Consider the following 21,244-nt stretch of genomic DNA (forward strand, 5'->3'; position numbering starts at 1 on the left):
GAATTAGGTGCATGATCCCGGTACCCTCGATCTCTATGGGTGGAGTACCTACCGCGGCACGGTTGGTTGCTGCGAGCCTGATGGTCGCGGGCTGGATCGCGTCCACGGTGGTTGCCAGCGCCGATCCGGACGACACACCGGGACCGGCACCCGGGCCGGGCCCGGGGTCACCGGCACCGGCCGCTGCGCCGTCCCCGGGGGCGCCGCCGCCTGCGCCGGCAGGGCCGAAAACGTCCATCGACAAGGACGGCATCTACGCGGTGGGTAGTGACATCGCGCCCGGCATCTACAGCTCTGGCGGCCCCGCCGGCGATGGCACCTGCTACTGGAAGCGGACCAATCCGGACGGCGGCATCATCGACAACGCCATGTCCAAAAAACCGCAGGTCGTCCAGATCGATCCGGGTGACAAAGCGTTCAAGACTTCCGGCTGCCAGCCCTGGCAGCTGACGCCGGGTGCCGCTCTTCCCGCGACCTCACCGCCCGCGGGTGTGCAGGGCACGCTCGGAATCCTCAATAGTTTGCTTGGTGGGGGCGCTCAGCGGGCGCCATCGGCCTCTCCGGCCCCCCAGGCGCCGGCCGTGTCTCCGGCTCCGCAGGCGCCGGCGGTGTCTCCGGCTCCGCAGGCGCCGGCTGGGTCTCGGGCGCCGCAAGCGCCGACCGCTCCTGCGACCTCCCAAGCGGCACATTCCTGACCGTCCTCGCTGACGGTCGACGCCGACGACCCGCGGCGGGCCTGTTTTCGCTACCGTGGCGCCGTGGCACATGCGCGGACAATTGTCGTCGTCGGTGCCGGCGTCAGCGGATTGACGTCGGCCATCTGTCTGGCCGAGGCGGGTCGGCCGGTGCGGGTCTGGGCGGCCGCGACGCTGAAGCAGACCACCTCGGCGGTGGCCGGCGCCGTCTGGGCTCCCCCACGGCCGGCCGAGCGCGCGGCCGAAACGCTGGGCTGGACCGAACACTCGCTGCGAGTGTTCACCGATCTCGCCGCGGACCCAGACTCCGGAGTGCAGCTGGCACCCGCGCTGGCCGTCGGTGAGCTGACCGCGAGCGAGGCGATGTCTTCGGCGGCGTCGCTGATCCCCGATCTGCGGCCGGCCGATCCGGCCGACATTCCCGACGGCTTTGATACCGGGTTTCGCGCGACCGTGCCGATGATCGACATGCCGCGCTACCTCGACTACCTGACTCGGCGGCTCGCAGCGGCCGGCTGCGAAGTCGAGGAGCGTCCGGTGCAATCGCTGTCCGAGGCCGCCGACGCCGCTGAAATCGTCGTCAATTGCGCCGGCCTCGCCGCGGGCGCGCTGAGCGGTGACGACACCGTGCGGCCGCTGTTCGGCCAACACGTGGTGCTCACCAATCCCGGTCTGCGGCAACTGTTTCTGGAACTCAACACCGGACCGCAATGGACCTGTTACTTCCCCCATCCGCAGCGGGTGGTCTGCGGCGGCATCAGCATCCCCGGCCGCTGGGACACCACCGCCGAACCCGAGGTCACCGAGCGAATCCTGCAGCGCTGCCGTCGCATCGAGCCGCGACTCAACGACGCCGAGGTGATCGAGGTCATCACCGGACTGCGCCCCGACCGGCCGTCGGTACGGGTGGAAGCCGAGCCGCTGGGGCGATCGCGGTGCATCCACAATTACGGCCACGGCGGCAACGGCGTCACGTTGTCCTGGGGTTGCGCGCGCGACGTGGTGCGCCTGGTCGACGGCGCCTGACGTCAGGCGCCGGTACGCCGAATCACCAAGGACAGCAACCAACTAACGATCGACAGCACAATCGCGGCCCAGATCGCGGTCCACCAGAAGTGATCGATGTGCAGTCCCCAATGCGTGGTGTGTTCGGTGATCCGCGCGGTGATCCAGAGCATCAGCGCGTTGACGACGACGTGGAACAGGCCGAGCGTCAGAATGTAGAGCGGGATCGACAAGATCTGGACGATCGGCTTGATGAACGCGTTGACCAAACCGAAGATCACCGCGACGACGAAGATGATGCCGACCCGCTCCAGCTTCGTGTCGCCGCCCACGAAGCTCAGGCCGTGCACGAACAGAGTGACGATCCACAGCGCGAGTCCGGTCAATGCGGCGCGCAACAGAAAAGGGCCCATGCCCTCAGATCCTGCCAGCCGGCACTCCGAGGCGTAAGCGGAAGCTCGCTCAGTTCAGGTTGTAGAAGCGCTGTGCGTTCAAGCCGCCGATCTTTTCCCTGGAGGCCTCGCTGATGTCGCTTCTCGTACGCAGGTGCTTGGTGCTCTCCGGCCACTCACCGTCCCAGTGCGGGTAATCACTGGCGAACATGATGAAGTCGTCGCCCAGCACGTCGATCACCCCCGGCAGGATCGGTTCCTCCGGCTCGCACGTCACCCAGATGTTGCCCGCGGCCAGATAGTCGTGCGGATCGCGACGCCAGCCGCGCTGGACCCAGTCGCCGCGCTTCTCGTAATGCTCGTGCAGCCGATCCATGAAGAACGGCACCCAACCCGCGCCCGCCTCGAGGAACGCGACCCGCAACTGCGGGTGCCGCTCGAAGACGCCGCCGGAGACCATCGCGGTCATCGCCGTCATCTGGTCGAACGGAAAGCTGATGCAGTGCACCTGGATGTAATTCGTGAAGCGATCCACACCGATCTTGGGCAGATGGATGCCGGGGGCGCCGTGCACGCCCAACGGCATGCCGAGTTCGACGGCGGCGGCGTAGAAGGGGTCGAGATCGGGATGGTCGAGGTTGCGGTCCTTGAGCGCCGGCGGCACCAAAGTCGCAATCAGCCCAAGCTCTTTGGCTTCGGCCATCACGTCGATAGCCGCTTGGCCGTGCTCGATCGGTGTCACGGCGACGCCGCGCAATCGCCCTCCCGCCGAGGCGCAGTAGTCCGCGATCCACTGGTTGTACAGGCGCGAGAATCCCGCGGCGAATTCCGGATCCTCGAGACTGGGCGCGCACAGCCCCATGCTCGGATAGAGGACCATCGTGTCGATGTGATCGCGATCCGCGTCGCCCAGCACGCCCTCGGGTGAACGGCAATTGATATCGGGCGCCTTGCTGATCCCGTGCTCGGGCGGGCAACCCGCACCCGGGCCGGTGTCCTCGGGGTAGTTGCGGCCTTCGAGCGTCAATCCCGGCCGCCCGTCCGTGCTGAACTTGACGTGCTGCGGCCATCGCTTGATCGCTTCGATTGCCAGCGAGGAATTCTCGGCTACGTGTCCGTCGGCGTCGATGATCCGCATGTATCCGGAACTTACTCCCGGAGTCCACATGGTGGAACAAGTCGCGTTATCGCACCGCGTAAGCCACGATGCTGACGTGACCACACAACGTCCCCGAACGAAGTTGACCGCCGATCAGCGGAACTCCTTCATCGCGGCGCTATTGGGCTGGACGATGGACGCGTTCGACTACTTCATCGTGGTGCTCGTCTACGCCGACATCGCCAAGACGTTCCACCACAGCAAGGCCGAAGTCGCGTTCGTCACGACGGCCACCCTGATCATGCGTCCCGTCGGCGCGCTGCTTTTCGGGCTGTGGGCCGACCGCGTCGGCAGGCGGCTGCCCCTGATGGTTGATGTCATGTTCTATTCCGTGGTGGGTTTCCTGTGCGCCTTCGCACCGAACTTCACCGTGCTGGTCATCCTGCGGCTGCTGTACGGCATCGGGATGGGCGGCGAGTGGGGGCTGGGCGCCGCGCTCGCCATGGAAAAGGTCCCGGTGGAGCGACGCGGGTTCTTCTCCGGACTGCTGCAGGAGGGTTACGCATTCGGCTACCTGCTGGCGAGCGTCGCCTCGCTGGTGGTGATCGACTGGCTGGGGTTGTCGTGGCGGTGGCTGTTCGGCCTGAGCATCGTGCCCGCCCTGATCAGCCTGGTCATCCGCTACCGGGTGGAGGAGTCCGAGGTGTGGGAGGCCGCGCAGGATCAGATGAAGCTCACCAGCACCCGAATCCGCGACGTGCTGCGCAACGGCGCGATCATCCGGCGGTTCGTCTACCTGGCGTTGCTGATGACCGCCTTCAACTGGATGAGCCATGGCACGCAGGACGTCTACCCCACCTTCCTGGGCGCGCACGCCAACCAGGGCGCCAACCTGGCCAGCACGACGGTCAAGTGGATCGTGGTGGTCTACAACGTCGGCGCCATCATCGGCGGCCTGGTCTTCGGCACGCTGTCGCAGCGATTCAGCCGCCGCTACACCGTCGTCTTCTGCGCGGTCCTGGCGCTGCCGATCATCCCGCTCTTCGCGTATTCGCGCAGCGCGGCGATGCTGTGCCTGGGCTCGTTTTTGATGCAGCTGTTCGTGCAGGGCGCGTGGGGCGTGATTCCCGCCCACCTCACCGAGATGTCCCCGGATGCCATCCGCGGCCTCTACCCCGGGGTGACCTATCAACTCGGAAACTTGTTGGCGGCATTCAATTTGCCGATCCAGGAACGCCTCGCCGAATCACACGGCTACCCGTTCGCGCTGGCGGCGACGATCGTACCGGTGCTCATCACGGTCGCGGTGCTGACGCTGATCGGCAAGGACGCCACCGGGGTGCGTTTCGGCACGACCGAAAGCGCCTTCCTGGCAAGCGAAGTGACGTGAGCTGGTCCCCTGCGTTGCCGAGCGTCACGCCAGCGTGGCTCCCAGCCGCCGCCGCCACGCTAGCGTGACGCTATTCGGTGTTGCCTAGTAGGCGGCGCAACAGGTGCATGGCCACGGTGGTCGAGCGCTCCCGGATATCCGAGCGGTTGCCGGGAAGCCGCAGCGTGCGGGTATCGGAGCGGCCGTCGGCCGTGACGCTGAAACAGACTGTGCCCACCGGCTTTTCCTCCGTCCCCCCGCCCGGGCCGGCGATCCCGGTGATCGCGACCGCAGTGTCGGCCCCGAAGCGCTGCAGCGCCCCCGCGGCCATCGCCTCGGCCACCGGTTCGGACACCGCGCCGTGCTCTTCGATCAGCGCCGGGTCAACGCCGAGCAGCTCCGCCTTCGCCTCGTTCGAGTAGGACACGACACCCCCGGCCACATAGTCCGACGAGCCGGGCCGGTCGGTCAGCCGCGCCGCGAGCAGGCCCGCGGTGCAGGACTCGGCCGTCGCGATCCGGTGGCCGGCCAGAAGCTGCGCGACCAGATCGTCGACGCGCGAACCGTCCTCGGAATACAACTGATGCCCGTGCCTCTCCCGAAGCAGCTTGACCAGCCGCGAATACGCGTCGGCGGCCTCCGGCTCATAACGGGTGACCATTTCGATCTCCCCGCGCCGCAGGCAGGTGGTGATCTCGAGTTGCCCGAAGCCGGGCACGGCCTGTTCCGCCTCGCGCAGCGTTTCGGCCAGCCCCGACTCCGGCAACCCGAACATCCGCAGCATCTCCTGCCGGTAAACGGTCCGGCCGGCGATCGCGTCCTGCGCCGCGGGCGTCTCGATGGCCGCATGCCACATCGGCTGCAACTCGCGCGGCGGACCGGGCAACACGATCACCGCCGGATTGCCCGGCACGACGACGCCGGGAGCGGTCCCCACCGGGTCGAGCACCTGCGCCCCGGCCGGCACCATGGCCTGCTTGCGATTGGCGGCCCGCAGCGACTCGAAAGTGCCGGGGTCCAAAGCGGATTGGAATGCGGGGTTGCGCGCCATCAACTTCTTGAGGATGTTGGCGATCTTCTCCTCGACCTCGGCGTCCAACACCAACTCGCGTTCGCAGAACCGGGCCACCACCTCGACGGTCATGTCGTCGGCCGTCGGACCCAGGCCGCCGCTGGTGACGATCAGGTCCACACCCTGATCGGCGAGGAACCGAAGCTGCGCTTCGATGTCCGCGGGCCGGTCGCCGCAGATCGTGATGTGGGCCAACTCGACGCCCAGCTCCAGGAGACGGTCGGCGATCCAGGGGCCGTTCGCATCCTGGACCCGTCCGGTGAGGACCTCTGTTCCGGTGACAACGATTCCTGCGCGTGCGCTCACCGCCCCGAGCCTACTGGCAGTGTCACCCTTGCCGGGCCGCCTCCCCAGCCGGTTGAAGCCGCGATTTCAGCGACGCCCAGCCGTTTCGATCGGCGCTGCCGAGCTAGCTCTCGGCGAGGTAGCGCTCGACGGTGGCGACCTTCTGCGTCATCGCGTCGCTGGTTCCGGCGCGCCAATCCGCCTTGATCACCGTGCTGACCCTGGGCGCGCGGGCGGCCACCGCCTCGACCGCGCGCTGCACCACGGCCATCACCTCCGCCCAGGTTTCGCCCTCGATCACGGTGAACATCGCATCCGTCTTGTTGGGCAGCCCGGCGTCGCGAACCACTCGGACCGCTTCGGCGACAATCTCGCCGACGCCCTCGCCCACCCCCATCGGGGTGACGGAAAACGCGACGAGCACGGACACCCAACGAGCGTACCCAACCTCGGCAGCGCCAATCTGGCACCATCGACGCCCATGCGGGTATTGGTGCAGCGGGTCTCGTCGGCAACGGTCTCGGTCGCGGGCGCTGTGGTCGGCGCCATCCGTCCCGAAGGCCAGGGGCTGGTGGCATTTGTCGGCGTCACCCACAGCGACGATCGCGAAAAGGCGCAACGGATCGCCGAAAAGCTTTGGCAGCTAAGAATTCTCGCCGATGAGCGCTCCGCGTCCGATGTCAATGCTCCCGTTCTGGTCGTCAGTCAGTTCACGTTGTACGCCGACACCGCCAAGGGCCGCCGCCCATCATGGAATGCGGCCGCGCCAGGCGGGGTCGCCGAGCCTCTGGTGGCGGAGTTCGCCGAGGCGCTGCGGCAACTCGGCGCCGAAGTGCAGACCGGTGTGTTCGGCGCGAACATGCAAGTCGAATTGGTGAACGACGGCCCGGTCACGGTTTTGCTGGAGCTCTGAAATCAACTCGGCGGGTACCGTGGAAAGGTCGGCTTCAGCTCCGAGTCGCCGGGAGGGGCAACCATGAACACGACACCCGAATTCGGGTCGCTCCGTTCCGACGACGACACCTGGGACATCGTCAGCAGCGTCGGATATACCGCGCTGCTGGTGGCGGGATGGCGTGCGCTGCATGCCGTGAGCCCGCAGCCATTGGTGCGGGACGAATACGCGAAAGTGTTCATCGAAGCGTCGCGGGACCCGTATTTGGCGGGGGTGCTTGCCAATCCGGGTACCACCGACGACGAGACGGCGTTTCCCCGCCTGTACGGCGTTCAGACCCGCTTCTTCGACGACTTCTTCAATACCGCGGGTGCGGCGGGCATCCGGCAGGCGGTGATCGTGGCCGCCGGGCTGGATTCGCGGGCGTATCGGCTTGCGTGGCCAGATGGCACAAGGGTCTTCGAGGTCGATCTTCCGAAGGTCCTGGAATTCAAGGGTCGGGTCCTCGCAGAACACGGCGCTACCCCCAAGGCCCACCGGATCGAGGTCGGCGCCGATTTGCGCACCGACTGGTCGCGGCCCTTGGAAGTGGCCGGGTTCGACGTGGAGAGTCCGAGCGCCTGGTCGGTGGAAGGGGTGCTGCCCTACCTGACCGACGAGGCACAACACGCACTCTTCACCCGGATCAGCGGGCTCAGCGCACCCGGCAGCCGGATCGCCATCGGTGCGTTGGGATCGCGACTCGACCACGACCAGCTCAACGCTCTGGAGACGAATCACCCAGGGGTCAATATGGCGGGCAACGTGGACTTTTCGGCGCTGACGTACGAACCGCGGTCGGATCCGGCGGAGTGGCTCACGGCCCATGCGTGGGCCGTCGAACCCGTGCGCAACACCCTCGATCTGCAAGCCGGGTACGGCATGACGCCGCCGGATGTCGATGTGAAGATCGACAGTTTCATGCGGTCGCAATACATCACGGCGACCAGATGACGGGCTAGGGCTTCAGCAGAATCTTCACATCGTCGCCGGATCGTGACTCCGCGGTGGCGTAGCCCTTGGCGGCTTCGTCCAAAGGCATTGCGGTGGTGAAGATGCCGTCGACGTCGAGGCGGCCCGACTGCAGTAGCGGAATCAATTCCGGCCACGTGCGCTGCACCGGCGCAGTGGTGAATCGCATCGTCGTGCTGCGGATCAGGCAGCCCAGTGCGTTGAGCGGGAACGGATTCATGTCGTGCACACCGACGACCGAGACGGTGCCGCCGGGCCGTACCGCGTTGAGCGCATCGGTCAGGGAGGCATTTGTGGCGACGGCGTCGATGACCGCGTCCGCGCCACGGCCACCGGTGGCGGCGAGAATGGCCTCGAGCGCCGGGGCCTTCAGGGGTGTCGCACCCCATTTGGCGGCGCGCTCCAGCCGGCCATCGACCTGGTCGACGGCGAAAACCGTTGCCGCGCCGTGGAACAGCGCGCTGCGCAGTGAGCACAGGCCAACCGCGCCCAGGCCGATCACGGCCACCGTGCCGCCGAATGGGATATCGGCCCGCTGCGCCGCGGCCCAGCCGGTGGCCAGGTTGTCGGTGAGCAGCAGCGCCTGCTCGGTGCTGATTCCCTCGGGCATCTTGCGCAGCTGGAAATCCGCGGCGGGCACCGCGAGCAGGTCGGCCTGCGCGCCGCCGAGCACACCGCCGCCGAAGATCTGGAAGCCGGAGTGGCACATCACCGGATCGCGGGTCGCGCATCCGGCGCATGCGCCGCAGCCGGTCACCGACGACACCAGGACCTCGTCGCCGACTTTGACGTTGCGCACTTCCGGCCCGGCTTCGACGACGGTGCCGATGGCTTCGTGGCCGAGCGCGATCGGGTCGGGCATCGGAAAGTCGGCCTCGTAGAAGTGCAGGTCGGATCCGCAGATACCGGCGGCGGTCACCGCGACGACCGCCCCATTGGGTCCGGGCAGGGCCGGATCGGGGCGGGTGTCGACCCGGACGTTGCGCGGCCCATCGACGACTACAGTCCGCATTTCGGTTTGCTCACTTCCCTTGTCGCGCTGAATCTTTCGTTCGCACTACGAACTGTGACCAATCGGGCTCGCGCACCGCGGACCAGTATTCGTTGAGACGCCATGGGCTCACGGTGTGGATCTCCCCGTCGGCATTCTTGAAATACGAGTGCTTGACGGCCGGATGTGACCACACCATCTTCTTGATCTGCGTCTGGGTCCGCCGGTGCCACTCGGTGGCGGCTTCCGGCTTGGGTTCGAGGGAATGCACGTTGGTTTCGGCCAGTCGCGCCAGGCACTGGTCGACATAGCGCATCTGCAGTTCGGACTGGAAGATGAGGCTGCCGCCGTGGGCCAGGTGTGTTCCCGGCCCGTAGACGATGAAGAAGTTCGGGAATTCCGGGACGGTGATCCCGAGGTAGGCATACGGCCTGCTCCCCCACATCTCGTGCAGGTCGGTGCCGTTTCGCCCGGTGACTTTCAGCGGCCACAGCACGTCGGTGTGCCGAAACCCGGTGGCATACACGATGACGTCGACGTCATGGGTCACGCCGTCAACGGTGGCGATGCCCTGCGGCGTGATCTTCTCGATGGCCGTGCGCACCAAATCGACATTGTCGCGCTGCAGCGTTTGTAGCCAGCTGCCGTTGTCCTGCAGCGTCCGTTTGCCGCACGCGGGATAGTCGGGCATCACCTTGGCCAACAGGTCGGCATCTTCGGTGACCTGGCTGGTGATCCATTGCGAAAACATCAGGTGCGCGGCGGCATTGATGTCGCTGACGGCGTGATCCTGGTCGGCGTAGCCGGGGTCCCCTTCGGCGGCGTCCAGACCTTTGTCCGAGCCGGGCCACAGCACCAGGAAGCGGTACCACCTGCCATAGAACGGAAGGTGGCGCATCGCCCAGCGCACACCGTCGGCGACCTCGTCGTGATACATCGGGTTGGGAAACATCCACTGCGCGGTCCGCTGGAACACCGTGAGGTGCTCGACCTCATCGGCGATCGCCGGAGCGATTTGGAAACCACTGGCGCCCGCGCCGACAAGTGCGACCCGCTTGCCTTTCAGGTCTACCGAATGATCCCAGGCAGCCGAGTGAAAAGCCGGTCCCTGGAAGGTGTCGGCTCCGTCAAAACCGGGAAGGTTGGGACGGTTCAGTTGGCCCACCGCGGTGATGAGCGCGCGGGCCTGCACGACGGTCGTTTGGTCGTCGGCAGAGCGCAGCGAAACACTCCACGTACCGGCGTCGTCGTTCCATTCGGCAGCGAGAACCTCGGTGCGCCAACGCACGTGCCCAGCCAGGCCGTGTTTGTCGATGACCTTGGTGAAATAGTCCTGCAGCTCGTATTGCTCGGCGAAGAAGTGCGTCCAGTCGTTGTTGGGTTCGAAGCTGTAGCAGTAGAAGTGGTTGGCCACATCCACCCGTGCGCCGGGATACGTGTTCTCCCACCAAGTTCCGCCGGGGCCCGCGTTCTTCTCTACGATGGTGAAGGGAATGTTGGCCTGCTTGAGACGGACGCCGGCCAGGATGCCGGATTCGCCACACCCGACGACCAGGACCGGAAGCTCAGCGGCGCGCTCGGGCGGCAACGCGACGGGGCGCCGCAGGTCGACGCCGCCCAGGTCCAGCTCTTCGATGACCAGCGACAGATAGTCGTCCGGAACGTGCTCGCACGCCGCCCAATCCATCATTTCCCTGATGAGTTCGGGGCTCAGCGGCTGCGGTTCGGGGCAACCGCGGTCCCGGTACTCGGCGATCACCGACACGGCTTCGCTGCGGGCCCGCGCCTTGTCCTCCTCCGACATGAACCCCTGGACCTCGTTGAGGAAGATGCCCATCTGCTTGAAGTCGCGGATGAACCGTGGGTCGCCGGTGATATGGACAAGCGAGAGCAACAGCGTGGGGATGCTGACATCCTCTAGCGCGGCGGCGATCTCGGCGGTGGATGTGGTGAAGGGATCGCCGGCGTAACGGCTGCGCATCTGATCCTCTCGGTGGCCTGTACGCCAATTACGCTACGCATCGTTTCGTAATTGGCAGCACTACGCTACCCGCTGGCGCGGCCGCGGATCAAGGGATCCGACTCTACGGGCCGTCGTCGTCCTCGTCCGCCAATAGCTTTTCGGGGTGGTGGAAGGTGTTCACACGGGGCTGACCGCGGTCGAGGTGTGCGGGTGGGATCCACTGGGTGTCGCCGTTCGCGCGTTGTCGGGTGGTCCAGCCCTTCTCGAGCAGCCGGTGGTGGGGCCCGCAGGCCATGGCGAGTTGGTCGATGTCGGTGCGGTACGTCCTGGCCCAATCTTCGACATGGTGAATCTCGCATTTATAGCCGGAGACGTCGCAGCCGGGATGAGTACAGCCACGGTCCTTGGCGTACAGAACAATTCGCTGCCCCGGCGACGCGAGGCGCTTGGTGTGATACAGCGCTAACGCCTTGCCCTTGTCGAAGATCGCCAGATAGTGATGTGCGTGGCGAGCCAGCCGGATGACGTCGGACATCGGCAGGATGGTGCCACCGCCGGTCAAACCCTTTCCGGCCGCGGCTTCGAGCTCGGCGAGGGTGGTGGTCACGATGATGCTGGCCGGTAAGCCGTTGTGCTGACCGAGGTTTCCGCTGGCGAGGACGGCGCGTAGGGCGGCGTTGAGGCCGTCGTGGTTGCGCTGCCCGGTGCTGCGGGTGTCGCGGTGAATCGCATCTACCGAGGGGGTGCCGTCGACGACGGGTGTGTCGTCGTCGGGGTTGCACATGCCGGGCGCGGCCAGCTTGGCCAGCACCGCCTCCCAGCTGGCGCGTGCCTCCGGCGTCAGCCATCCACTCAGGCGCGACATGCCGTCGGCCTGCTGATTGCCGAGCACCACACCCCGCATCCGGGCCCGGTCTTCGTCGGTGTAGCTGCCGTCGGGGTTGAGGCAATCCATCAGGCGCCGGGCGAGTTTGGCGAGCTGATCGGGGCGGAATTCGGTGGCCTTGACCGCCAGCTGCTTTTCGGCATGCACACAAGTCTCGAGGTCGACGGACTCGGGCAACTGGTGGAAGAACCGCCGGATCACCGACACGTGGTCGGCACCGATTGCCCCATCGCGCTGGGCCGCCGCGGTCGCGGGCAATACCGGAGCCAACGGCTCCCCGGTCAACGCCCGGCGCGGACCCAGATCCGCCGCCTCGGCGATGCGCCGTCCGGCCTCGGCGCGAGTGATGTGCAGCCGGTCGGCCAACACCCAGGACAGCTTGCCGCCGAGCTCCGCTGAATCGCCTTGCTCACCAAGCTGATTGATGAGCTGATGACTCGGCGTCTGCAGTTTGCGTACCACGCATTCGAATTTCCCCAAGAGAGCCAGGCGTTCCGGGTTGGTCAGCGCCTCATAGGAATGCTCCCGCAAGCGGGAGGCCACAGTGCACAACGCATCAACGTCGCCCTGGATCTGCTCACGGTCCACGAAAGTCACGCGCGCCGCCTCTGAATCACTTTCCAACTTATCGAACGCACGTTCGAATACTACGTTTGCCCGCCGACAGAATCCGCCCAGATGAGAACACCGGGACATAAGTGGCACAAGTGATTTCAGCCCCGGCCACCGCGCCAGCCCTCGTCGGCCTGCCGCCTCTTGCGCTGCCGAGAACAATGGGTCCAAGCGGCCACCGCGCTGCGGCGCGGTTTCCTGGGATGGATCAAGAGGTGGGTGAGCGCCATGGCCTCGTTGCTCATGGCCTGCGGCGGGTTCCTCCTCGCCGTCTTGTGGATGGACTTGATTTTCGACGTTCAAGTTCTTCGATACCGGAAGGCCACGGCCGAACTCCCCGAGGCTGTGCTGGCTTCCCTCGCGGCGTACTACCACCGCGCGGCCACGACGTCTCGGCCGATGAACCGTTTGATCGTGCTCGTGATGCTCGCCCTGTTGGGCACGCTGGTGGTGCAGGCGGCCCGCGGACACGATCCGGGCTGGCTGCTGGTGACCTCTGCCCCGCTAGCGGGCATCCCGATCATGTTGGCCTTGACGCACACGGTCCCGGATGCGGTGCGACTCGGGCATCGCGCCGACAGTCCGTCCGAGCAGACGCGGCTGGCTCGCTCGGTCTGCCGGGACCATCTGCTCTGCGCCGCCTCCATGCTCGTGTTTCTCATCCTGTGGGTGGCGAACAGCATCGCGGCCTGACGGCAGTGACGGGTCGTAGTAATCACATCCAAATCAGGACCCGCTGGCCACGTCAATGAGCTCCGTACTAAACTAGAACACGTTTCAATTCGGCGAGCTCCCAGGAGTTGTAATGCACACCCCTATCTGCGACGAACTCGGCATCGAGTTCCCGATTTTCGCCTTCACCCACTGCCGCGACGTCGTCGTGGCGGTCAGCAAGGCCGGGGGGTTCGGCGTGCTCGGAGCGGTCGGCTTCACGCCCGAGCAGCTGGAGATCGAGCTGAAGTGGATCGACGAGAACATCGGCGACCACCCCTATGGCGTCGACATCGTGATCCCGAACAAATACGAGGGCATGGACTCCCACCTGTCCGCGGACGAGCTGGCCGACACGCTGCGCAAGATGGTGCCGCAGGAGCACCTCGACTTCGGCAAGAAGATCCTCGCCGACCACGGCGTGCCGGTCGAGGACAGCGACGGCGACACCCTGCAACTGCTCGGTTGGACCGAGGCCACGGCCACGCCCCAGGTCGAGGCCGCGCTCAAGCACCCCAAGGTCAAGATGATCGCCAACGCCCTCGGTACCCCGCCGGCGGAAATGATCAAGCACATTCACGACGCCGGACTCAAGGTGGCGGCGCTGTGCGGTTCGCCGTCGCAGGCTCGCAAGCATGCCGACGCGGGTGTCGACATCATCATCGCCCAGGGTGGCGAGGCCGGTGGGCACTGCGGCGAGGTCGGTTCGATCGTGCTGTGGCCCCAGGTCGTCAAGGAGGTCGCGCCGGTTCCGGTGCTGGCCGCCGGCGGCATCGGCAGCGGTGAGCAGATCGCGGCCGCGCTGGCGCTCGGCGCGCAAGGTGCCTGGACCGGGTCGCAATGGCTGATGGTCGAGGAGTCCTCGAACACCCCGGTTCAGCAGGAGGCCTACGTCAAGGCGGGAAGCCGCGACACCGTGCGAAGCCGCTCGTTCACCGGTAAGCCCGCGCGCATGCTGCGAAACGACTGGACCGAGGCATGGGAGGCGCCCGAAAACCCGAAGCCGCTAGGAATGCCGTTGCAGTACATGGTGTCCGGCATGGCCGTGCGGGCAACCAACCGCTACCCCAACGAGTCCGTCGACGTGGCGTTCAACCCGGTTGGTCAGGTCGTCGGGCAATTGACCAAGGTGGAGAAGACCTCAACGGTCATCGAACGCTGGGTGCAGGAGTACCTGGAAGCCACCAACCGGCTCGACGAGCTCAACGAGGCCGCCTCCGTTTAACGCGAAGGGCTCGCGCCTAGACGTCGTCGACTTCGTCGTGGCCGGTGAACGCTTCCTTTGTCCGGTCCAGCGCGTACGTTCCGATGTCGATCGAGTTCCGGACGATGCCGCTGGCGCCGCCGGCGACGTCGCCGCGGAGGATGTCGCTGGCGTGTTCGACGATGTCGGACGCTTTCTCGACGGCGTTGGTCGCGATGTCCCTCGCCGCGTCGACTGCATCTCTGGGATTGAAGGCCATCTGGAATCTCCTTTGTCGCAGGACGGTTGCTACGACTCTAGACGGGGCCGGGCGCCGTTTCTCGTCGGCATCGCGTCTCAGTAATGCACCAGCGTGCGCCAGTAATCTTCGGGAATCTCGGCCCCGGAGCGCATTATTCGGGCCAGCCCGACGGCCATCGCGATGCCCAGCAGCCCAAGCCAAAGCCCGGTCACTGCGATGACGACCCACAGCACGGCGGTGACTGCGGGCCAGGGTGAGAGCACGGCGAGCACGGGGGCGAAGAAAAACCCGGCGCCGATGTACCACGCCGACCCGGCGCGATCGGAGGCCAACACGAAACGCAGCCAGCGCGGCACGACCAGTTGGCCTGGCTCACTACGGTTCATGGCTGCACCAAGTTATCCGCTGGGCGGGAAAAATCCTGCCCCGGTGAACCATCCGGGCTGCCACCCCTGATCTCCCAGGCACAGCATGGGGAGTCCGTCCGGCGTCTGCGCCGCAGCCTGCGAGCCCGGGCATTTCGCGCCGGTCTGCTGGACTCCGTAGAGGGGGTAGGAAATCACCCAGTATCCGGTGGTCGCCGCGGGGAACTGATTCGGAGGCGGGAAATGACAGGCCTCGGCCTGGCCGCTGGTGCCGCGCCCGAAGATGAAGCGCTCGTAGTTGTCGCATGGCGCGCCCAGCGAGGCCTGGTAGTTCATCCCCGGTACGTCGCCGTCGTAACCGGCGGCCGCGCACGGGGCCAAGCCGATGGTGATGCCCGCTATCGAAGCGGCGCTGAGCAGTTCCCGAATCATGTCCTACCCCGCCTGTCGTCGCCGGTGACCTGCACCAAAGCATATCGGTCCGACAGTCGGCCACAAGACCGATTCGGCGTGCGACCGCGATCGCCGGGCGTGGACCCACCGCTAGGCGGCGAACCGCCGGTGAAGAACACGTTCCAATTCGCGCCCGGCGATCTTGCGTCAATGCTTCACAACCAAGGTGTGGCAGTGGTTTCCTTGCACAAAGACGACTAGACCACTTCGTCATCGAGGAGCGGGCAATGCCAACCGTCGAGCCAACCGCCAAGCCAACCGCCCAGCCGGTCCCCAATCTGCCCCCCGGGTTCGACTTCACCGACCCGGACATCCACGCCGAGCGACTGCCCGTGGAAGAACTGGCAGAGCTGCGCCGGACCGCGCCGATCTGGTGGAACGAACAGCCGAACGGCGTGGGCGGCTTCGATGACGGCGGCTTCTGGGTGGTGTCCAAGCACAAGGGCGTCAAAGAGATTTCGCGGCGCAGCGACGTGTTCTCCAGCCTGGAGAACACCGCGCTGCCCCGCTACAAAGAGGGCACCGTGCAAGAGCAGCGCGATACCGGCAAGTTCGTGCTGCTCAACATGGACGCCCCGCAGCACACCCACCTGCGCAAGATCATCTCCCGCGGTTTCACCCCGCGCGCCGTCGAGCGGCTACGCGACGACCTGAACGAGCGCGCCCGGAAGATCGTCGAAAATGCGGCTGCCGCGGGTGCGGGCGACTTCGTCGAGCAGGTTTCCTGCGAGCTGCCGTTGCAGGCCATCGCCGGTTTACTCGGAGTGCCCCAGGAAGACCGCATGAAGCTCTTTCACTGGTCGAATGAAATGGTGGGCGACCAGGATCCCGAGTTCGCGCGCAACGACGCGATGGGCGCCTCGGTCGAATTGATCACCTACGCCATGCAGATGGCCGCCGACCGGGCGAAGAATCCCGGCGAAGACATCGTCACCAAGTTGGTCGAGGCCGACGTCGACGGGCACAAGCTCTCCGACGACGAGTTCGGTTTCTTCGTCATCCTGCTGGCCGTGGCCGGCAACGAGACCACCCGCAACTCGATCACCCAGGGCATGATGGCCTTCACGGACTTCCCCGATCAGTGGGAGCTCTACAAGCGCGAGCGACCGGTCACGACGGCCGACGAGATCGTCCGCTGGGCCACCCCGGTCACTTCGTTCCAGCGGACCGCCCTGCAAGACTACGAGCTGTCCGGCGTTCAGATCAAAAAGGGTCAGCGCGTCGTAATGGTCTACCGCTCCGCCAATTTCGATGAGGAAGTGTTCGACGACCCGTTCACCTTCAACATCCTGCGTGATCCCAACCCCCACGTGGGGTTCGGCGGCACCGGCGCGCACTACTGCATCGGGGCCAACCTGGCGCGGATGACCATCGACCTGATGTTCAACGCGATCGCCGATGCCATGCCCGATCTGGAATCGGTCGGCAAGCCCGAACGCCTCCGATCGGGCTGGCTCAACGGAATCAAGCACTGGCAGGTCGACTACCACACCAACGGGGCCGGGAAATGCCCTGTCGCGCATCAGGCCCAGGGGTGACAAGCTAGGGGCATGCCCACTCATCGAGCCGTTCATGTCCCATCCGCAGGTGCAGCTTTGGAGCTGGTCGACGCCGAAACCACACCGCCGGGGCGCGACGAGGTACGCCTGACGGTCACCGCCTGCGGCATCTGCGGCACCGACGCGCACTTCGTCAACGGCGGGTTCCCCGGGATATCGTGGCCGCTGACTCCGGGACATGAAATCGCCGGCAGAATCGCCGAAATCGGCGACGGCGTACAGGGTTTCGCGGTCGGTGACCGCGTCGCGGTCGGCTGGTTCGGCGGATGCTGCTACCACTGCGACCAATGCCGTAAGGGCCTGTTCATCCACTGCGAGAACGGCAAGGTGCCGAGCTGGCAGTATCCCGGCGGCTACGCGGAGTCGGCGACCGTGCCGGTGAGCGCCCTGGCCCGAATCCCGGACGAGCTCTCCGACGCCGAAGCCGCCCCGATGGGTTGTGCGGGCGTGACTACCTATAACGCCTTGAGGCACACCAAGGCGCTGCCCGGCGATCGCGTCGCGATTCTCGGTGTCGGCGGACTGGGCCATCTCGGAGTGCAATTCGCGCGGGCGATGGGATTCGAGACGATCGCGATCAATCGCGGCACCGGTAAGGCTGACGATGCCCGGAAATTGGGCGCCCATCACTACATCGACTCCACGGCCAACGACCCCGCCGAGGCGCTGAAGGATCTTGGCGGCGCGACGGTTGTCCTGGCCACCGCGGGCAACTCGAAGGCGATGGCGGCCACGGTCGGCGGCATACTCCCCCAGGGTGAACTGGTCACCATCGGCGTCACGCCCGAGCCGCTGCCGATCAGCCCGGTTCAGCTCATCACGCCGGGCGTCAGCATCGTCGGCCATCCCTCCGGGACGGCGAAGGAAGTCGAAGACACAATGCAATTCGCGGTCCTGTCCGGCGTGCGGGCGTGGATCGAGGAATTGCCGTTGGAGCAAGCCGCGGAGGGCTACGCGGCCCTCGAAGAGGGCCGGGCGCACTATCGCACCGTTTTGACTATGTGACGGCCCGTGACTTTAGACAAAGACGCCATGTGGACGATCGGCCCGGCTGACGGTGAATTGTTGCTGCACACGGGTGTTGCCGGCAGGGCCGCTCGCATGGGCCATCGTCTCACCATCGCGATGACAACCTGGCGGGCCACTGTCCGCTGGGCCGGCTCGCGACCCGTCAGCGCGGAGCTTACGGTCGAGACCGATTCACTCGAAGTGCTGCGCGGAGACGGCGGTGTCAAGGGCCTGTCCGGGGCCGAGAAGGCGTTGGCGCGGTCCAACGCCCTGAAGTCGTTGTCGGCCAGCCGATTCCCGCAGATTCGCTACGTCGCAGACGCCATCGAGAAGACCGACGACGGCTACCGCCTCACCGGCGCGCTGCACATCCGGGGAAAGTCGCGCGACCACGTAATCGAGCTGTGCACAGAAGATCTCGAGGACTCGTGGCGAATGTCGGCAGAATCCACCGTCCGCCAGTCCGACTACGGTATCAAGCCCTACTCGTTGCTGATGGGTTCCGTTCAGGTCGCGGACGAGGTGTCGTTGACCTTCTGCGCGGTTCGCGCCCAAGGCGATTGAGCATCACCGCCCGAGCGGTGGCGGCGGATCAGGGCTGCGAGTCGGTCGCGGCGTGAGGGGCTGAATCGACCGCCGCATCGCCGGTGTCGCCGGGTATGTGCTCCAGCACCCGGGTCAAGTAGGGCTGCCTGCTCCCGCCATCCAACTGTCGTGCGCCATCGGTCCCGGGTTGATCTTCCGGAGCCGGCTCCGAAACCGGTTGCCCGGCAGGAGGCTTGGCCGCAGGAGCCACCTTGGGCTGTGGGGCCGCCGGAAGCGGCGCGACGGCGGGCGCCGCCTCGACGATTTGCGGTGGGGGCGAATGGGTCACGTGCGTGGGCGGTGCGGCCGCGCTGGCCGGGCCGACGTGGATCCCCACCGCCAGCGATACGGACCCGACGAAGGTGATGGCACCGGCCGCCAGCGCGGTGACGGCTCCGGCGTAGGACAACTGGCGTCTCTGAATGGGCGCTGGAACGAGTTCGCCGAGGTGCTCCACCAGCTGATCGTCGGTGAATTCGGTGCTACGCGCCGCGGACAGCGCCGCTCCGCGCGCGATGGTCACCTGTGCCATCGATTGCACGAAAACCGGTACCGGCAAAGTTCTTTCGAGTTGCCAGGAGAGCCCGTCGATGTCGTCGTCGGAGCCGACCACGACAACGCCCCCCGGCCGCCAGCCGTTGCGGTCGAACATGCCGGTCAGCCAGCGGGACAGACCGTCGAAGCCGCCGCGCACCTGCTTGGTCGCAATCTGGGCTTCCCCGTCGTGCGTGTCGACCATGACGACGGTTGCCCAGCCATCGTCGAGGACGCAGACCGCCGTCTGCTCATAGCCGATGACGGGCCCGATGGCCTGAGCCAACGTCTCGATGGCCTCCAGAAACCGGATCGGCACGACGTTGTCGAATCCCGCGTCGGTCAACGCCTCCAACACGAGCGCCGCCTGGGCGGATGCTTCGTCGTTCCACGTCACTCCGATGACCCGCAGGCGGTGATCGCTCGCGGCCGCCGCCGATTCGACCCGCGACACCTCTGCCACTACCTGCTCGGCGGTACCCGCGGCGTGCAGGCCGGCAGCTGCGTGCACCGCCAGCTCCCGGTGATCCAGGATGGTGCCGTCCGCGCCATGTCCTTCAGCGAGGACCCAGCCAACGGTGGATCGCGTCACTGACAGGCCAAGAACCGTGTCCAAATCTATGCCCCAATCGGTCCCGCGTCTCCGATGTTCTCAGCCACACCGACGCGCACCATGAAGCCGCAGGTGCGGTGATTCGTGAGGGCCGGAACAGACCCGGGATAGCGTGGTCTTCATCGGCTTGCTTCGAGAGAGCCTACGCGGTCGGCAAAAGTCCGGCCGCCCCGGTCAGGCCTCGCCCCGGAATCGCCAGACGAACGAGGCGGCGCCGCTCACCACGGCTGGTCCGCCGCTCACCACGGCTGGTCCGCCGCTCCCGGACGGTCGGGGCGGCGACCGAGCCGTCCTAGCCCAGGCGCCGATTTCGGCGGTGGTCCCTCGACCACGCAAGCCATAATCGCGATTTATCGGGCGAGAAAATAATTGCGGGCCCGGTCTGGGGGTTTGCCTTACGTGGCGAATCGGATGGGCACCGCGCCCTCGTGGCGCCCAAGGGGGGTCCTGCCTGGCCTTTTCGCACCCCACGGATTGGGTTGTCGCGGAGTGGGTATGCCTCGCCTGTCGCCGCCCTGCCGTGCCGGGTGGCGAAATTATGAAGCGAAAAGCGATGCCAAAAGGAGACGCGTTCGCGTCCTAATCGACATTTGACGGACTCACACGGTAAATTCCTGTGAGATCACGATCACACTGACCACAGCGACAAGGGGCAGGTATGACAGTTCTGAGCGAGAAGATCCGGGCCTGGAGGCGCCGGCTTTTGGTCGGCACAGCGGCGGCAGCCACGCTGCCGGGCCTGATCGGTCTTGCCGGCGGTGCCCCGACGGCGAATGCGTTTTCGCGGCCGGGTCTGCCCGTCGAATACCTGCAGGTGCCGTCCGCCGGCATGGGCCGCAACATCAAGGTCCAGTTCCAGAGCGGCGGCAGCGGATCTCCCGCGGTGTACTTGCTGGACGGTCTGCGGGCTCAAGATGACTACAACGGCTGGGACATCAACACCCCGGCGTTCGAGTGGTACTACCAGTCGGGCCTGTCGGTCGTCATGCCGGTCGGTGGCCAATCCAGCTTCTACAGCGACTGGTACAACCAGGCCTGCGGTAAGGCCGGCTGCCAGACGTACAAATGGGAGACCTTCCTCACCAGCGAGCTGCCGCAGTACCTGCAGTCCAACAAGAGTGTGAAGCCCAACGGAAGCGCCGCGGTCGGCATCTCGATGGCCGGTTCCTCGGCGATGATCCTTGCCGCCTACCACCCCGCGCAGTTCATCTACGCCGGCTCGCTGTCTGCCCTGCTGGACCCGTCGCAGGGAATGGGGCCGAGCCTGATCGGCCTGGCGATGGGCGACGCGGGTGGCTATAAGGCCAACGACATGTGGGGGCCGTCGAGCGACCCGGCGTGGGCGCGCAACGACCCGAGCATCCAGATCCCGAAGCTGGTCGGCAACAACACCCGGCTCTGGGTGTACTGCGGCAATGGCACGCCGTCCGAGCTCGGTGGGGCGAACATGCCGGCCGAATTCCTGGAGAACTTCGTGCGCAGCAGCAACCTGAAGTTCCGGGACGCCTACAACGGCGCCGGCGGGCACAACGCGGTGTTCAACTTCGACGCCAATGGCACCCACAGCTGGGAGTACTGGGGAGCGCAGCTCAACGCGATGAAGCCCGACCTGCAGGGCGCCCTCGGCGCCACTCAGGGCGGCGGCGGATAAGCAGCGCCTCGCACGTTCGGTCACTACTGCGCCTGACGACTCCGT

General features: G+C 66.2%; 22 protein-coding genes. 11 read left to right on the top strand and 11 right to left on the bottom strand.

The window, feature by feature from the left end; all coding sequences use genetic code 11:
* The first annotated feature begins 35 nt into the window (after window positions 1–35).
* Window positions 36–695 (top strand): Rv1352/Rv1906c domain-containing protein, encoded by a 660-nt coding sequence (locus AC5Y4T_RS06290; RefSeq protein ID WP_499916459.1) that lies wholly within the window; start codon window positions 36–38, stop codon window positions 693–695.
* Window positions 696–758: 63 nt separating this feature from the next.
* Window positions 759–1,721, top strand: coding sequence for an FAD-dependent oxidoreductase (locus AC5Y4T_RS06295; protein WP_499952453.1), 963 nt, complete (start codon window positions 759–761; stop codon window positions 1,719–1,721).
* Window positions 1,722–1,723: 2 nt separating this feature from the next.
* On the opposite strand, the gene AC5Y4T_RS06300 is transcribed toward AC5Y4T_RS06295, so the two are convergent.
* Together AC5Y4T_RS06300 and AC5Y4T_RS06305 are read right to left on the bottom strand one after the other, a co-directional pair.
* On the bottom strand, window positions 1,724–2,113 hold the full coding sequence (locus tag AC5Y4T_RS06300) for a phage holin family protein (protein WP_499916463.1): 390 nt from the start codon (window positions 2,111–2,113) through the stop codon (window positions 1,724–1,726).
* A gap of 49 nt (window positions 2,114–2,162) precedes the next feature.
* Entirely contained in the window at window positions 2,163–3,230 is a 1,068-nt protein-coding gene (locus AC5Y4T_RS06305) for an amidohydrolase family protein (RefSeq protein WP_499950065.1), read from the bottom strand.
* Here AC5Y4T_RS06305 and AC5Y4T_RS06310 point away from each other — a divergent pair.
* Window positions 3,229–4,581 (top strand): MFS transporter, encoded by a 1,353-nt coding sequence (locus AC5Y4T_RS06310; RefSeq protein ID WP_499952454.1) that lies wholly within the window; start codon window positions 3,229–3,231, stop codon window positions 4,579–4,581. The two genes, AC5Y4T_RS06305 and AC5Y4T_RS06310, sit on opposite strands and share 2 nt — an antisense overlap.
* Window positions 4,582–4,651: 70 nt before the next feature.
* On the opposite strand, the gene AC5Y4T_RS06315 is transcribed toward AC5Y4T_RS06310, so the two are convergent.
* Together AC5Y4T_RS06315 and AC5Y4T_RS06320 are read right to left on the bottom strand one after the other, a co-directional pair.
* Window positions 4,652–5,938, bottom strand: coding sequence for a competence/damage-inducible protein A (locus AC5Y4T_RS06315; RefSeq protein WP_499952455.1), 1,287 nt, complete (start codon window positions 5,936–5,938; stop codon window positions 4,652–4,654).
* 103 nt (window positions 5,939–6,041) lie between these two features.
* Window positions 6,042–6,347 (bottom strand): MTH1187 family thiamine-binding protein, encoded by a 306-nt coding sequence (locus AC5Y4T_RS06320; RefSeq protein ID WP_499952456.1) that lies wholly within the window; start codon window positions 6,345–6,347, stop codon window positions 6,042–6,044.
* A 51-nt stretch (window positions 6,348–6,398) separates the two neighbouring features.
* Between AC5Y4T_RS06320 and dtd the strand changes: the two genes are divergently transcribed.
* Together dtd and AC5Y4T_RS06330 are read left to right on the top strand one after the other, a co-directional pair.
* Window positions 6,399–6,830: a D-aminoacyl-tRNA deacylase gene (gene dtd, locus AC5Y4T_RS06325; protein WP_499916473.1), complete on the top strand. Its 432-nt coding sequence runs from the start codon at window positions 6,399–6,401 to the stop codon at window positions 6,828–6,830.
* Between the two features lie 63 nt (window positions 6,831–6,893).
* Window positions 6,894–7,805, top strand: coding sequence for a class I SAM-dependent methyltransferase (locus AC5Y4T_RS06330; protein WP_499952457.1), 912 nt, complete (start codon window positions 6,894–6,896; stop codon window positions 7,803–7,805).
* Between the two features lie 4 nt (window positions 7,806–7,809).
* Here the strand turns inward: AC5Y4T_RS06330 and AC5Y4T_RS06335 are convergent, their stop codons facing one another.
* The 3 genes from AC5Y4T_RS06335 to AC5Y4T_RS06345 form a co-directional block, all read right to left on the bottom strand.
* Window positions 7,810–8,835, bottom strand: coding sequence for an alcohol dehydrogenase catalytic domain-containing protein (locus AC5Y4T_RS06335; protein ID WP_499952458.1), 1,026 nt, complete (start codon window positions 8,833–8,835; stop codon window positions 7,810–7,812).
* Between the two features lie 10 nt (window positions 8,836–8,845).
* Complete coding sequence (locus AC5Y4T_RS06340; RefSeq protein ID WP_499952459.1) at window positions 8,846–10,795, bottom strand: flavin-containing monooxygenase; 1,950 nt, start codon at window positions 10,793–10,795, stop codon at window positions 8,846–8,848.
* 103 nt (window positions 10,796–10,898) lie between these two features.
* Window positions 10,899–12,260 (bottom strand): HNH endonuclease signature motif containing protein, encoded by a 1,362-nt coding sequence (locus AC5Y4T_RS06345; protein ID WP_499952460.1) that lies wholly within the window; start codon window positions 12,258–12,260, stop codon window positions 10,899–10,901.
* 243 nt (window positions 12,261–12,503) lie between these two features.
* Between AC5Y4T_RS06345 and AC5Y4T_RS06350 the strand changes: the two genes are divergently transcribed.
* The gene (locus AC5Y4T_RS06350; RefSeq protein WP_499949490.1) at window positions 12,504–12,968 is read left to right on the top strand and encodes a hypothetical protein; all 465 of its coding nucleotides are present in this window, start codon (window positions 12,504–12,506) and stop codon (window positions 12,966–12,968) included.
* 112 nt (window positions 12,969–13,080) lie between these two features.
* Complete coding sequence (locus AC5Y4T_RS06355) at window positions 13,081–14,211, top strand: nitronate monooxygenase (RefSeq protein ID WP_499952461.1); 1,131 nt, start codon at window positions 13,081–13,083, stop codon at window positions 14,209–14,211.
* 16 nt (window positions 14,212–14,227) lie between these two features.
* Here the strand turns inward: AC5Y4T_RS06355 and AC5Y4T_RS06360 are convergent, their stop codons facing one another.
* The 3 genes from AC5Y4T_RS06360 to AC5Y4T_RS06370 all read right to left on the bottom strand — a co-directional run bounded on the left by AC5Y4T_RS06360 (window position 14,228) and on the right by AC5Y4T_RS06370 (window position 15,228).
* Window positions 14,228–14,449 carry an Rv1893 family protein gene (locus AC5Y4T_RS06360; protein ID WP_499916487.1) on the bottom strand — a complete coding sequence of 74 codons (222 nt, stop codon included), beginning with the start codon at window positions 14,447–14,449 and terminating at the stop codon, window positions 14,228–14,230.
* Between the two features lie 77 nt (window positions 14,450–14,526).
* On the bottom strand, window positions 14,527–14,817 hold the full coding sequence (locus AC5Y4T_RS06365) for a hypothetical protein (RefSeq protein WP_499916489.1): 291 nt from the start codon (window positions 14,815–14,817) through the stop codon (window positions 14,527–14,529).
* A gap of 12 nt (window positions 14,818–14,829) precedes the next feature.
* Window positions 14,830–15,228 (bottom strand): hypothetical protein, encoded by a 399-nt coding sequence (locus AC5Y4T_RS06370; RefSeq protein WP_499916491.1) that lies wholly within the window; start codon window positions 15,226–15,228, stop codon window positions 14,830–14,832.
* Window positions 15,229–15,476: 248 nt separating this feature from the next.
* Between AC5Y4T_RS06370 and AC5Y4T_RS06375 the strand changes: the two genes are divergently transcribed.
* Genes AC5Y4T_RS06375 through AC5Y4T_RS06385 form a run of 3 tightly spaced genes read left to right on the top strand, consistent with a single transcriptional unit; the run spans window position 15,477 to window position 18,380 of the window.
* Window positions 15,477–16,787, top strand: coding sequence for a cytochrome P450 (locus tag AC5Y4T_RS06375; protein WP_499952462.1), 1,311 nt, complete (start codon window positions 15,477–15,479; stop codon window positions 16,785–16,787).
* Between the two features lie 12 nt (window positions 16,788–16,799).
* Complete coding sequence (locus AC5Y4T_RS06380; RefSeq protein WP_499916495.1) at window positions 16,800–17,813, top strand: alcohol dehydrogenase; 1,014 nt, start codon at window positions 16,800–16,802, stop codon at window positions 17,811–17,813.
* Window positions 17,814–17,840: 27 nt separating this feature from the next.
* Window positions 17,841–18,380, top strand: coding sequence for a YceI family protein (locus AC5Y4T_RS06385; protein WP_499952491.1), 540 nt, complete (start codon window positions 17,841–17,843; stop codon window positions 18,378–18,380).
* Window positions 18,381–18,408: 28 nt separating this feature from the next.
* Here AC5Y4T_RS06385 and AC5Y4T_RS06390 read toward each other — a convergent pair whose 3' ends face one another.
* On the bottom strand, window positions 18,409–19,551 hold the full coding sequence (locus AC5Y4T_RS06390; protein WP_499952463.1) for a DUF7159 family protein: 1,143 nt from the start codon (window positions 19,549–19,551) through the stop codon (window positions 18,409–18,411).
* A gap of 655 nt (window positions 19,552–20,206) precedes the next feature.
* Here AC5Y4T_RS06390 and ag85B point away from each other — a divergent pair.
* Window positions 20,207–21,199 carry a diacylglycerol acyltransferase/mycolyltransferase Ag85B gene (gene ag85B / locus AC5Y4T_RS06395; RefSeq protein ID WP_499916501.1) on the top strand — a complete coding sequence of 331 codons (993 nt, stop codon included), beginning with the start codon at window positions 20,207–20,209 and terminating at the stop codon, window positions 21,197–21,199.
* The last annotated feature ends 45 nt before the right edge of the window (window positions 21,200–21,244 follow it).

This window comes from Mycobacterium sp. NGS11, from assembly GCF_059813315.1.

Excerpts from the sequence above, each read along its gene's own strand:
- AC5Y4T_RS06290 (WP_499916459.1), top strand. The coding sequence starts at position 36 with ATGGGTGGAGTACCTACCGCGGCACGGTTGGTTGCTGCGAGCCTGATG.
- AC5Y4T_RS06355 (WP_499952461.1), top strand. The coding sequence starts at position 13,081 with ATGCACACCCCTATCTGCGACGAACTCGGCATCGAGTTCCCGATTTTC.
- dtd (WP_499916473.1), top strand. The coding sequence starts at position 6,399 with ATGCGGGTATTGGTGCAGCGGGTCTCGTCGGCAACGGTCTCGGTCGCG.
- ag85B (WP_499916501.1), top strand. The coding sequence starts at position 20,207 with ATGACAGTTCTGAGCGAGAAGATCCGGGCCTGGAGGCGCCGGCTTTTG.
- AC5Y4T_RS06330 (WP_499952457.1), top strand. The coding sequence starts at position 6,894 with ATGAACACGACACCCGAATTCGGGTCGCTCCGTTCCGACGACGACACC.
- AC5Y4T_RS06300 (WP_499916463.1), bottom strand. The coding sequence starts at position 2,113 with ATGGGCCCTTTTCTGTTGCGCGCCGCATTGACCGGACTCGCGCTGTGG.
- AC5Y4T_RS06365 (WP_499916489.1), bottom strand. The coding sequence starts at position 14,817 with ATGAACCGTAGTGAGCCAGGCCAACTGGTCGTGCCGCGCTGGCTGCGT.
- AC5Y4T_RS06380 (WP_499916495.1), top strand. The coding sequence starts at position 16,800 with ATGCCCACTCATCGAGCCGTTCATGTCCCATCCGCAGGTGCAGCTTTG.
- AC5Y4T_RS06305 (WP_499950065.1), bottom strand. The coding sequence starts at position 3,230 with ATGCGGATCATCGACGCCGACGGACACGTAGCCGAGAATTCCTCGCTG.
- AC5Y4T_RS06385 (WP_499952491.1), top strand. The coding sequence starts at position 17,841 with ATGTGGACGATCGGCCCGGCTGACGGTGAATTGTTGCTGCACACGGGT.
- AC5Y4T_RS06370 (WP_499916491.1), bottom strand. The coding sequence starts at position 15,228 with ATGATTCGGGAACTGCTCAGCGCCGCTTCGATAGCGGGCATCACCATC.
- AC5Y4T_RS06335 (WP_499952458.1), bottom strand. The coding sequence starts at position 8,835 with ATGCGGACTGTAGTCGTCGATGGGCCGCGCAACGTCCGGGTCGACACC.
- AC5Y4T_RS06350 (WP_499949490.1), top strand. The coding sequence starts at position 12,504 with ATGGCCTCGTTGCTCATGGCCTGCGGCGGGTTCCTCCTCGCCGTCTTG.
- AC5Y4T_RS06340 (WP_499952459.1), bottom strand. The coding sequence starts at position 10,795 with ATGCGCAGCCGTTACGCCGGCGATCCCTTCACCACATCCACCGCCGAG.
- AC5Y4T_RS06375 (WP_499952462.1), top strand. The coding sequence starts at position 15,477 with ATGCCAACCGTCGAGCCAACCGCCAAGCCAACCGCCCAGCCGGTCCCC.
- AC5Y4T_RS06310 (WP_499952454.1), top strand. The coding sequence starts at position 3,229 with ATGTATCCGGAACTTACTCCCGGAGTCCACATGGTGGAACAAGTCGCG.
- AC5Y4T_RS06360 (WP_499916487.1), bottom strand. The coding sequence starts at position 14,449 with ATGGCCTTCAATCCCAGAGATGCAGTCGACGCGGCGAGGGACATCGCG.